The sequence below is a fragment of the Pseudoalteromonas sp. SG43-7 genome, assembly GCF_014164295.1.
In the GTDB taxonomy this organism is placed as follows: domain Bacteria; phylum Pseudomonadota; class Gammaproteobacteria; order Enterobacterales; family Alteromonadaceae; genus Pseudoalteromonas; species Pseudoalteromonas rhizosphaerae.
The window spans coordinates 152,900-165,430 of sequence record NZ_JACJEY010000001.1 but is presented as its reverse complement, the minus strand read 5'-3'; the positions used below and the strand labels follow the sequence as shown (position 1 = coordinate 165,430).

The following is a 12,531-nucleotide window of genomic DNA, read 5'->3' as shown; positions in this document are numbered from 1 at the left end:
TTAATCATCGTAAAAGAATACGTTATAAATTATAGTTCATACTCAAAATGCCATGAAGGAAACTTGTTGAGTAATGGCAGAAGTGCTTTTTCTTTTCTTAAATCACGACGCTCTCTCTCCAATAGCTCTCGCTCTCGGCGTAACTCTTTATTTTGGCTACTTGACGCTTTATCACTCGCTAATTCATTACTAATAGATTGCAACCGCCAATTAATCTCATTGAGTCGATCATCTATCTCGGCTTTTCTTGCTTCAAATTGATAACGCTCATTACCCTCTTGCCATGCTTTTCTAAACTGTGTGTCATTACAAACCCCGTTATACGCATCGCCTCGTAAACCGAGAGTAAAGCCATTTTCAGGTTCACAAAAGGCTGCGAGCCCCTGTTTGTAACCAGCTTGATAATCATCTAATTTTGCAATGATGCCAAATTCACTACAAGCAGATATGATTTCTCTGCCATGTTCAAATGTATACCCTTGCTCACCATGACTAAAACCTAGATTTGTCCAATTGGCCTGTATACATTCATCCTGAGACAAAGAAGAGCATCCTGATAGAGATAGTAGAAATAAAATAAACATACAACGGCTAAACATGCTATTTCCTAAAATGTCATAGACTATTCAAGTACCCATTTTAAGAGATACTCGTTTAAAGTGAATGATAAAAATGTAACAAGCTATTCTAATTCCGTTGAAGTTTAAAATTTACGACAAAACTTAATCCCTTCATCACTAAAAATAACATGAGGCACACTTATAATATTAAAAAGCTGCCTCATAGATATTTTCTTTATCTAACCGTTTGAGTCGGATTAGTTGGTACATTATTTTGCTTCATTATCCAACGGGCTATGTTATCTTTTCGCATGAACTTAACACCAGTATGCTGTTTTGCATACTGGATAAAATCATCAAGCGCTTTTACTCGTGCAGGCGTTCCTGCAATACGGTCATGAGCACTAATCGACATCATTCGTCTTCTGTGTTTTCCTTCAGCGTATAACACGTCAAACTCATCTTTTAACTCTTGTAAGTAGGCTTGGGCCGTCATTGCAGTGCTTCCTGAATAGCGCACAATGTCGTTATTACGAAAAGTATAAGGTACAACCACAAAAGGCTTATTATTTACTGGTGTAAAAGAAGGCTCATCACGCGATAGATCATCAATATGATAAATAAACCCCAGCTCTTGCAAAAGCGTAAGTGTATTTTTTGAGTGTCTCATCCAAAATGCATTAAAGCCAACCGGCCGCATGCCTGTCACTTTTTCGATAATATCTGCACTTTTAATATATGAAGCGCGCTCTTGTTCAACACTCATAGAATATTGTGGTGTCCATGTTTGGCCGTGACCCGATGCTTCATGCCCTCGTGAAACCACTTCTTTAGCAAGTGCTGGATTTAATTCCACAGCCCTACCCACCATATGAGAAGTAACTTTAATATTATGTTTATCCCATAGATCAAGTAATCGTGGGATCCCTTCATTCATCCCATACTGATACCAAGTAGGCGAAATCGTATCGTGATAACCCTGCTCTATTTGAGGAAACGGCCCTGCATCAGAGCTATCTTGTGCTGTTGCTTCAAATTGCATTGAAATAGAAATCACTAATTGTGCATCATCAGGCCAATAACCTGATTTATCAGATAATGGGGCCGCATTTAACAACTTACTGCTGCACAGTGCCATTAAAACAGTGAGTAAAGGTAAAGCCTTCATTTTTATCTCCTTAACTAATTAACGCGGTCCTGCCGTTACTGTGATCTCGGCTGTTTGCAAAGAATGCTGGTGTAAGAAAAACCCTGTAAGTGCACTTGTTGCCCCTTGTGGAACAGCTAATTTTTCTACATCCAATGCATACACTTTATAGGTGTAGCTATGCTTGCGCCCTTCTGGTGGACATGGCCCAAGGTATCCGGGCTTCCCCATATCTGTATTACCTTCAATGGCTCCTTTGGGCAAAGTCGTTGAAGATAGTGAGTTACTAGTAAGAGGAATATCATGTACTACCCAGTGCCAAAAACCACTGCCAGTTGGTGCGTCATTGTCATACACTGTCACGGCAAAGCTTTTGGCTTTCTTAGGCGCATTTTGCCATTTAAGTTGTGGCCTAACATTACTCCCCTGACAACCAAAGCTATTCCAATATTGCTCACTCTTTATTGCCTGCCCTGGCTGTAAATCAGGGCTCGATAAACTAAATTCAGCCGCAAAACTGGCACTACTAAACAGCCCGCTGATCAGTAAAGTAACTACTGAGTTTGAAAAATTAACCATTTTTAGCCCTTATATTTTCAGTTAAAAAAAGTTACTTTTGATACGCTGGGTAATCGGTATAACCTTTGGCTGTACCGCCAAACAATGTACTCCCATCGGTAATCGTGTTTAGTGGCAGTTGCTCTTGAATACGATACGGTAAGTCTGGGTTGGCAATAAAACGACGACCGAATGCAATGTAATCGGCAAGACCTTGTTCAATAAGCTGCGCACCTGAATGCTCGGTATAATTACCGGCAACAATAATCGCGCCACTAAAATACTGACGAAGTGCGGCTCTAAACTCTGGTGTTACACTGGGTGCATCGTCCCAGTCCGCTTCGGCAAGATGAATATACGCAATACCAATTTGCTCAAATTGCTTTGCTGCTAATAAAATAGTGCCAATTGCTTCACTATCACCCATACCACGCTGAGTGATAAAAGGCGCTAATCTAATACCCACTTTATGAGCTCCAATGGCATTACTAATTGCGCCAATAATTTCACAGGCAAAACGAATACGGTTTTCTTGGCTACCGCCATATTCATCTGTGCGTTTATTCGCTGAACGTCTTAAAAACTGATCAATTAAATACCCGTTACCTCCATGTATTTCAACGCCATCGAAACCAGCCTCAATCGCGTTAATTGCCGCTTGCTTATAATCATTTACTATTTCTTTAATTTCTTTAACACTTAGTGCTCGAGGGGTTGGGCAGTCAAGCATCCGTCCTTCTCCATCATCGCCTACCACCCAAACTTGTGCATCTGGAGCAAGTGCAGATGGGGCAACTGGCGTTCCATCATGATGAAATGAAGAGTGCGACATTCTACCAACGTGCCAAAGTTGTAAAAATATTTTACCGCCTTCTTTGTGCACAGCTTGTGTTACTTGCTTCCAACCTTCGATTTGTTCTTGCGTGTAAATACCTGGCGTAAATGAGTAACCTTTGCCCTGAGCAGAAATTTGTGTTGCTTCAGAAATAACCAGCCCTGCAGTAGCACGTTGGGCATAATAAGTGGCCATCAGTTCAGTAGGAATATCACCCGGTTGCGCAGTTCGCGAACGGGTCATAGGTGCCATCACAATTCTATTATGCGTGACCATGCCACCGAGTGTTTTAGCTTCAAATAAGGATTCAATAGACATAACTAACTCTCTTATAAATAATGTTTATCTGGATTTAAATTAAATTTCATCACTACTAAATAGCATTTCGACCTTTATCTCTTCTGGTCCAGGTATAAATACTTGCTGCTCTAATAGCTCTGGCACGGTTCGCTCAAAGTAGCTTATACCTGTTTGCGCTAAGCGACTTTTCAATCCTTGATAACCTATGCTACGAATCGCAATGTGATCTACCACTCCTCGGCCTTGGGTTTTGCTGTTTAATGCTGATAAGTAACCCTGTTGCGCTTTATTACCCGTGGCATTAACCAAATGAATCAAAGCAACATTATCACGGCCGTATAACCATGCCCCCTCGAAAGGGAAAGGCGGACGATACCCTTCAACTAGCCCAACTGAATTTATAAAGAACTGTCGCATCGCCTGGTAATCACAACTAGAAATTAATACATGATCTAAACGCATAAACTTTCTCTGTTGATAATGAGTACAACCAGTTTAACTATTTACTTAAATTTGATAATTGAGTTAATATCAAAAACACTATTCATTAATACTGAATTATAAAGAGTGAGGAACGATGGCTAAGATTGATGATATGCAGCTTTTTGTTCATGTGGTGCGCTCTGGCGGGCTTGCTGCAGCTGGGCGAAAAATTGGTTTATCGCCTGCGAGTATGACGGCACGTATCAACCAGCTTGAAAATCACTATCAAACCCGACTATTAATACGTAATACTCGAAGTATTAAATTAACCGAGGCTGGAGAGCACTTTTTTCAAGGCTGTTTAAGAGTGATTGCTGAAATTGATGCCGCAGAGCAAAGTATTCAGCTTAGTAAAAACACTCTTTCGGGTAGTCTCAAAGTAACCGCACCCTCTGACTTTGGTAAACAGTTTGTTGCCCCTGCAATAGCTAAATTTGTAGCACTGAATCCACAAGTAAAACCACACCTACATTTAACCGATGGCTTAGTTAATCTAGTTGAAGAAGGCATTGATATTGCTATTCGCTTTGGAAACTTACCCGATAGTAATTTGATTAGCCGAATGATCAAAGCCAATAAACGTGTGTTATGTGCTTCAGCTGAATATTTAAAAATACATGGCCAACCTTTACAACCAAGCGATTTATTAAATCATCGCTGCTTAGTAATGGAGAGACTTGGTCAATCGATGCATGATTGGCATTTTAAAGACGAGGTAATTCGCGTACCTGTAGCTATGAGTAGCAGTGATGGTGCAGTGATCAGACAGTGGGCAATTAACGGTGCAGGTATTGCTCTAAAATCAATGGTAGATATTAGTGATGATCTGACTAAGGGTAATTTAGTGACGCTACTTGATGACTATATTCTCGGTTTTAGTAATAAAGATAAACAGCAAGTTGGCTTACAGTTTCTTTACCCATCAAGGCAATTTCAGCCACGACAAGTTGCCGCATTTATGGATTTTTTTCAGCAGCAAATTTAATAATAAACAGCCGACAAAATAAAACCTTGAGAGTTTGCACTTCCAAGGTTTTATTTATAGCGTTTGGCAGTTATAAAGTTAAGCAGTACCACCTACTGTTAGGTTATCTATTTTCAGGCTTGGCTGACCAACGCCTACTGGTACACTTTGACCGTCTTTACCACAAACACCGACGCCTTTATCAAGCGCTAAATCATTACCTACCATAGAGATTTGTTGCATAACTTCAGGGCCGTTACCAATTAATGTGGCGCCTTTGATTGGCCGAGTAATTTTTCCGTTTTCAATTAAGTAGGCTTCTGAGGCACTAAATACAAACTTGCCTGAAGTGATATCTACTTGGCCGCCACCAAAGTTTGGGGCGAAGATACCTTTTTTAACTGTGCTAATAATATCGGCTTGGCTGTGCTCGCCGCCTAACATATAAGTATTGGTCATACGTGGCATAGGTAAATGCGCGTATGACTCACGGCGCGCATTACCAGTTGGGTTAACGCCCATCAAACGCGCATTCATTTTATCTTGCATGTAGCCTTTTAAAATACCGTTTTCGATAAGTACGTTGTACGCTGCAGGAGTACCTTCGTCATCCACATTAAGTGAACCTCGGCGATCGGCAATGGTGCCGTCATCAACTACAGTACACAGCTCTGATGCGACTTTTTGGCCCACTTTACCGCTAAATGCCGAGGCTCCTTTACGGTTAAAGTCGCCTTCTAGGCCATGACCTACGGCTTCATGCAATAATACTCCCGGCCAACCTGCGCCAAGTACCACTTCCATCGTGCCCGCTGGAGCGTCAATAGCTTCAAGGTTTACTTTTGCTTGGCGTACGGCTTCTTCTGCGTATTCCATCCAGCGTGGTTTACCATCCACCAGCTCTTTAAAGTAACCATAGTCTAAACGTGCGCCACCACCTGCGCCACCGCGTTCACGGCGGCCGTCTTTTTCAAGTAATACCGAACAATTTAAACGGATCAATGGGCGGATATCGGTGGCAAATGTACCATCGCTGGCCGCAATCAATACTTCTTCATACACCGCAGACATAGAGCTAATAACTTGCTCTGCGTCAGGAGCAAGCTCACGAATATAATTTTCAAGCTCACGTAATAAATTTACTTTGTCGGTATCACTCATGCTTTGAATCGGCTGCAGTGGTGCAAACTGCTGTTTTGCTGCTACATCACTAAATACCTGAATGGCTTTACTTTCACCTGCTTCGGCAATACTGCGCGCAGCGGTTGCGGCTTTGTTAAGTGCTTCTAAATTAATTGCATCTGAGTACGAAAAACCGGTTTTTTCGCCACTAACTGCGCGTACGCCGACGCCGCGTTCAACGTTGTACGAGCCTTCTTTTACTAAGCCATCTTCAAGCACCCATGATTCATGGTGGCTAGATTGAAAGTAAAGATCCGCGTAATCAACTTTATGCTGATGAATAAAACCAAGCGTTTTTTCGAGTTCTTCTCGATTTAGCTGGCTGTCGTGTAATAAATGCTGTTCAACCGTGTTCATAATAAATGCTCTCTAAATCGTTGGTGAGATTGCACTGGCATATCTCGACGAATGGCATGTAAGCGGTTTAGATCTGGCTGACAACCAATAAACCCAATGCCATTTGCAAGCTCGCTGAGGACGTCGCCCCAAGGAGAAATAATAATACTGTGGCCGTATGTCGCGCGACCATTTTCGTGTTGCCCTACTTGCGCAGCAGCAATCACATAACTTTGCGTCTCTATCGCTCTGGCCGTTAATAACGGTTGCCAATGAGCTGCACCTGTTATGGTAGTAAATGCGCTAGGCACTAAAATAACCTCTGCCCCGGCTCGTTGCAAAGCACTAAATAAGCCACTAAAGCGTAGATCATAACATACTGTAAGACCTATTTTACCAAACGGTGAATCGACCACCACAATGTCACTGCCCGCTTCGGTGAAGTTAGACTCGCGATACGCACCAGTCCCATCAGCAACATCAACGTCAAATAAATGCATTTTATTATACTGGGCCAGCACTTCACCTTGCTCATTAAACAGCAAAGACGCTGCAAAATATTTGTCATGCTCTGTGGCAATCGGCACAGTACCGGCAGCTAGCCAAATATCATGTTGGCGACATAACTCACTTAATTGTTGTTGATAAACATCACTTTGCTTTGCTACAACAAGTGTTTCATGACCGCTATTAGCAAACACCAAGAAGCTTTCAGGTAAACACACCAGTAACGGGCGTATTGCAGGAAGCGTGGTTAACTGTTGTCTAAGTTGATTCATGTTGCCATCAGCACACAGCCCGGAGCACATTTGTAGAGCGACTATCATAGCTTGCATCGTTTAAGGCCTTATTGGGTGACTGTATCCGCGGCATCTTTGAGTGTTAACTCACTGGAGGCGGCGGCTTGAGGTTGGTTTTGTGCAGCTTGCGGAAGAGTCACTTCACGACTTTTACGATCTACTTCTTTCACTACAGGATCAGTCATGCTGCCAGTCACTTTAAAGTTAATCTCAGAAATAACGCGCGCCGAGTGGATCACTTTATCTATCGCCAGTGCCGCAAGCCCAGTTACCGGATTGACCATCCACGCGACAATCACCGGAATACTTGAGGTCACTTGTGGTGCAACCGCTAAATCGTAATCAATTTCCATGGTATTAAGGTTAGTATGGCCTTTAACCGTCAGATCAGCAGGCACTCCATCCATTTTCGTATCTTGCGTGTAAGCGATGCCTTTATCTACCTGCATGGTGCCTTGCAGACTGTTATAAAAAAAACCTTTCGAAAATACATCTCTAAAATCGAGTTTTAACTTACGCACTAATGAATCTAGGCTCAATAACGAAAATACCCGTGCACCGCCATCGCTTACCTCAGCTAAATGTCCTTCGCCTAAACGCCAATCTAAATTACCATTGAGGCTGGCAATATCAAATAAATAAGGCGCATCTTGCCATTCAAGCGTAAATTTAATATCTGCGGGTGAATCTTTAACTGTGGTGGTTATATCAAACTCATCAAATAGCTCACCAATGTCATCACTTTGCATATTACCGCTAAATTGACTTATGCCATCTTGCCAATGCCCTTTAGCACGTAACACATGCTTGCCTTTATCAACCACCAGCTCAGATATGGTGAGCTTATGACCATCGCCATAAAGCGATGCGCTGACTTTATCTAATTGATAGCTTGCCACTTTACAATCAGTACACTCAAATTCAATGGCCGGTATGTCACTCAACCAAGTGTAATCTTGAGGTGTTTCAGATGGCTGTAATTCGTCTGTAGTAGGGGTAAAGTTAACACGTAAATAATCACTGGCAATATGAATCGGCCGACTTGATTTATCTAGCGGAATAAGTACTTGCGAGCGTAATTCTTTGGCGTTTAGCCGTAAGCTCATGTCACTTGGGGTCGGCGCTAAACGCATTTCAAAATCATTAAATGCAATATCACCAATGGTTAATTGCTGAATGTTACCCACCACTTCTTTTAATGGTGGTAGTACGCCCTGCTCAGCTGATTCTGTTTGACTGATGGTGATGATCTGCTGGATCAAGCCAAGCCAAGGTAATAGATCGGTTTGCTCTAAATCAATTGCAACACTTAAGTCTTGCTGGTTTAAACCCAGATCATGCTCGCCTAAAATAAACTGTGCATTGGTTAGTTTGCCAACGTTATTCGCTAAGATGCCATTAAAATATAAGTTGTTATTAATATTAGCGGTGATCAAATTAGAAATATTATCACCTTGAATAACAGCCGTTAGCGGCCATACTTGATCGGCACTTTTTGTGTACGGTGCGGGCAGCTCACTACTAAGCCCTTCGAGTTGTGAGCTGACATTAGCGCGATAATCAAAGCCGTCCGTTAAAAAGTTTAGGGCAAGATTAATAGCCACTTCACTTTCACCATGCAAGTAACCTTTTAGTAAGTCTTGACCATGAGAAATTAACGTATCAGCATTTAACTGTGCTTTTATATCAACGTCAGCACGATAGTTTGGGCCAATATTTTTACCATTAAAGTTAACTTTCAGCGGCATTCCTAACCAACTTGCGTTAGCATTTTCTAAAGTGATCTGATCATCATTAAAATAGAGCTGACCTGTAACACCTTCAAGCTGAAGCCCAGGTTGTGCTAAATACACTGGCAGATCTTTTAAATTAACCATGCCTTTAGCTGTTACATCTAACTCATTTAAATCAACAAGTAGCTCAATATCAGCGCTGGCAGCGCCGTTACCTTGGATCACCTCAAATACATTTGCTAGTGGCTCAGCAATTGGCGTTGCTTTAAAAAACGGCAGTAATGTTTCCATCTCAGCACGTTTATTAATTTTTACGCTCAGTAAATCTGCGTTCATTAGATCTGCAATACTGACATGCACGGCATCATCGATCGCTAAGTTAACAAGCCGCCCATGCTCAGAGTAAATATCCATACGCTGATTTTCAAAATGTAATTTTGCACTCGCTTGAGTTACTGCAGGCCAATCAGGGGCAAATTGATAATTGGCGTTATCTACCTGCGCTAATACTTCAAACTGTCCTGAATTATCAGCAAACGGAAAGCCCGTTAACGGCCCAGAAAACAGCACTTGTGTTTGCGTAAGTTCACCACCTTTAATAGCCCCAGTTAAGTAATCAACTAAATTTTTAGTCATCACAGGGCGTGGGAAATAATGGCTGGCAACACTGGCATCTGGTGCAAATGCTTCTGCATATAAATCAAGCCGAGGCTGTTCGTCTAAGCTAAGCTTCATTTCGGCTGCAACAGTGACCTCATCATTATCAAGCCACATATTATCACTGCTGATCTGCCAACCTTGCTCACTATTGGCTAAATCAATTTGCATATTCAGTTGGTTATATTTGATTGGCTGGCTAAAAGTATCTGCGGTAAGTAACTCGCTATTTTCGCCAAACAGATTAATACGACCACGTTCTTGATTTAACAAACCATCGACAAGTAAGCCCTGCACACCTGGCACACCTTGCTCTGCAAACCAGCCCAATTGCTGGGCTTCAAACCATAATTGCCATTGCTGTGTTGATGTAAACTGCACATAAGCGCGCTTAACTTGACCACTGGGTTGACGACTTAACAGCGGCTCTAATTCAGCAAAATCACTTAACTGGGCTAACCTTGTAACCAAGTCAAAATCGAGTTCTTGCAACCAAATTTGTTGTTGCTTGTTATCCAGCTGCGCTTCAAATTGAAAGTCGGGCCAATGCTGTTGATCGTTTGAGAGCCGCACCCCTGAACTTTTTAACCGCCAACCTTGCTGCCAAGGGTAAAGGCGAAAACCCCCTTCACTTAAACTAAATTGATGACTTTTTGTATCTTGCTGCCAATTAATAAAGCTTGGCAACCATTTAACTGTGACATCTTTGATCAGGCCTTTTTCAATACTCAACCATGATTCTAAGTTAATGTCAGAATTGAGCTGCTCTTTACTAGCATTAATATACTGAGCCAGCCATTTCGACACATCAACATTATTTGCTTGCACATAAATATCACCCAGCATGGTTTCTAGCGTCGATCCGGTTAATGCCAAGCGAGCATCAAATGTACCCACTGAAATCCCGGGCAATGCTAAAGTACCACTAGCTAAGTGTTGTTCGTATTGATTTTGCCAAACGATGTCTTCAAGCATCACCCGACGCTCTTTACCATCTGCCAAGATAAAATTAAGACTACTATTTTCAACCGCAAAATGACCGGTTTTACCTAAGAATAAGCCTTCAATCAGCTCTTTTTGTTCAAACGATACCTCACTGCTGTTCGACTGCAACATAGTCGGCATATCAACATCAGCATGGAAACCGTTGATCACAAAGTAGTTAGATTTTAACTGTCGTGTTTTGATGGTTTCCCAGACGTTTAATTCAAGGCTAGCTTTAGCGATAGTCAGTGCGATGGGTGAGCTTTTATTATCTTCAAAGGTGATATCTTCCAAGACAATAGAAGGACCTTGGCCATGCCAGCTGGCAGAAATAGCCCCAATTGATAAATTAACCGCAAACTTATCGTATAGGTAACTTTCAAGGTCACCTTTATAGTCATTGGCATACGGCAGGGTATATTTTAAAACCGAAACAACAACGGCAAGCAGTACCAGAGTTATGGCGAACACTTGCCATAACTTACGGATACAAAAAAAACAGACCGTCTTTGCTTTCATTACATCATAACCACATCAAACTGCTCTTGACTGTAGAGGCTTTCGGTTTGAATGCTCACTTGCTTACCAATAAATAACTCTAGTTCTGCAAGATTATGATACTCATCGTTAAGTAATGCCTCACTTACCGCGGGAGCTGCATAAACCATAAATTTATCAGCCGCGTAAGCACGGTTTACTCGGACAATTTCACGCAGTATTTCATAGCATACGGTTTCAACGGTTTTTTGTGAACCGCGCCCAGAGCAGGCCGGACATACATCACATAAAATATGTTCAAGACTTTCTCGAGTACGTTTGCGGGTCATTTCCACTAAGCCTAATGCCGATAAACCATTAATATTTGATTTAACGCGATCTTTACCCAGCGCAGACTCAAGTGAATGCAACACCCTGCGCTTATGCTCTTCGCTAACCATGTCAATAAAGTCGATAATGATAATACCGCCCAAGTTACGCAACCTAAGCTGACGGGCAATCGCAGAAGTTGCTTCTACGTTGGTGTTAAAAATAGTTTCTTCGAGATTTCGATGGCCAACAAAGGCACCGGTATTAACATCGACCGTGGTCATCGCTTCGGTTTGGTCGATAATTAAATAGCCACCTGACTTTAACGTCACTTTACGATGTAAGGCTTTTTGTATTTCACTTTCAACATCAAACAAATCAAAAATTGGTCGCTCGCCTGGATAATACTCTAAAGCATCGGAAAGAATTGGTACAAACTCTGCGGTAAAGCTTTTTAGCTCTTCATAGGTTAGCTTTGAGTCAACCCGAATACGCTCCATATCTTCCCCTACGTAATCTCGTAGAGTTCGAAATGCTAAGGTTAAATCTTCATGCAAAATACTTTCTTTGCTGGTTTTTTTACGTTTAGTGACGATTTTTTTCCATAGTTTTTTTAAAAACTCGGCATCGTGACGCAACTCAGCTTCGCTGGCACCTTCAGCTGCAGTACGAACTATAAAGCTGCCGTCTTCATCGCCATACTCACCTACAATGCTTTTCAATCGCGCGCGTTCTTCTTCGGTTTCTATACGCTGACTCACACCAACATGGGTGGCATCTGGCATAAACACTAAATAACGAGAAGGGATGGTGATGTCAGTTGTTAAACGTGCGCCTTTAGTACCCAGTGGATCTTTTACCACTTGCACCATAATGTATTGACCTTGGCGCACTAACTCGCGAATATCTTGTACTTTTTTGATTGGTTGCTCGTCAACACCTTCAACAATAGAGGCGCTATTTACAATATCAGACGCGTGTAAAAAAGCCGCTTTATCTAAACCAATATCAACAAACGCAGCTTGCATACCCGGTAACACTCGGCTTATTTTACCTAAATAAATATTACCGACGATACCTAAATTGCCAATACGTTCTAGTTGAATTTCTTGTAATACACCGTTTTCAATCAGGGCAACACGGCTTTCACTCGGGGTGACGTTGATCAGTAATTCTATACTCATG

10 protein-coding genes are annotated in these 12,531 nt (G+C 41.9%); 1 reads left to right on the top strand and 9 read right to left on the bottom strand.

Features of this window, described 5'->3' with window-relative positions; all coding sequences use genetic code 11:
• Positions 1 to 29 precede the first annotated feature (29 nt).
• The 5 genes from H5200_RS00725 to H5200_RS00705 form a co-directional block, all read right to left on the bottom strand.
• Positions 30 to 599, bottom strand: a complete 570-nt coding sequence (locus H5200_RS00725; protein WP_182760724.1) for a DUF2799 domain-containing protein — start codon at positions 597 to 599, stop codon at positions 30 to 32.
• 196 nt (positions 600 to 795) lie between these two features.
• Positions 796 to 1,698, bottom strand: a complete 903-nt coding sequence (locus H5200_RS00720; RefSeq protein WP_310737033.1) for a polysaccharide deacetylase family protein — start codon at positions 1,696 to 1,698, stop codon at positions 796 to 798.
• Positions 1,699 to 1,746: 48 nt separating this feature from the next.
• Positions 1,747 to 2,286 carry a YbhB/YbcL family Raf kinase inhibitor-like protein gene (locus H5200_RS00715; protein ID WP_010390480.1) on the bottom strand — a complete coding sequence of 180 codons (540 nt, stop codon included), beginning with the start codon at positions 2,284 to 2,286 and terminating at the stop codon, positions 1,747 to 1,749.
• Between the two features lie 31 nt (positions 2,287 to 2,317).
• On the bottom strand, positions 2,318 to 3,418 hold the full coding sequence (locus tag H5200_RS00710; RefSeq protein WP_182760722.1) for an alkene reductase: 1,101 nt from the start codon (positions 3,416 to 3,418) through the stop codon (positions 2,318 to 2,320).
• A gap of 39 nt (positions 3,419 to 3,457) precedes the next feature.
• The gene (locus H5200_RS00705; protein ID WP_182760721.1) at positions 3,458 to 3,862 is read right to left on the bottom strand and encodes a lactoylglutathione lyase; all 405 of its coding nucleotides are present in this window, start codon (positions 3,860 to 3,862) and stop codon (positions 3,458 to 3,460) included.
• Between the two features lie 115 nt (positions 3,863 to 3,977).
• On the opposite strand from H5200_RS00705, the gene H5200_RS00700 reads away from it, so the two are divergent.
• Positions 3,978 to 4,868, top strand: coding sequence for a LysR family transcriptional regulator (locus H5200_RS00700; RefSeq protein ID WP_182760720.1), 891 nt, complete (start codon positions 3,978 to 3,980; stop codon positions 4,866 to 4,868).
• A 78-nt stretch (positions 4,869 to 4,946) separates the two neighbouring features.
• Here the strand turns inward: H5200_RS00700 and tldD are convergent, their stop codons facing one another.
• From tldD to rng, 4 genes are read right to left on the bottom strand one after another with little or no spacing between them, the layout of a single operon-like run.
• A complete protein-coding gene (gene tldD, locus H5200_RS00695) occupies positions 4,947 to 6,386 on the bottom strand; it encodes a metalloprotease TldD (RefSeq protein ID WP_149982653.1) in 1,440 nt (479 codons plus the stop codon).
• Positions 6,383 to 7,192, bottom strand: a complete 810-nt coding sequence (locus H5200_RS00690; protein ID WP_149982687.1) for a carbon-nitrogen hydrolase family protein — start codon at positions 7,190 to 7,192, stop codon at positions 6,383 to 6,385. Before H5200_RS00690 ends, tldD begins: the two co-directional genes overlap by 4 nt.
• A gap of 20 nt (positions 7,193 to 7,212) precedes the next feature.
• Positions 7,213 to 11,058, bottom strand: coding sequence for a YhdP family protein (locus H5200_RS00685; RefSeq protein WP_182760719.1), 3,846 nt, complete (start codon positions 11,056 to 11,058; stop codon positions 7,213 to 7,215).
• Entirely contained in the window at positions 11,058 to 12,530 is a 1,473-nt protein-coding gene (gene rng, locus H5200_RS00680) for a ribonuclease G (protein ID WP_149982651.1), read from the bottom strand. Before rng ends, H5200_RS00685 begins: the two co-directional genes overlap by 1 nt.
• Position 12,531: the final 1 nt, after the last annotated feature.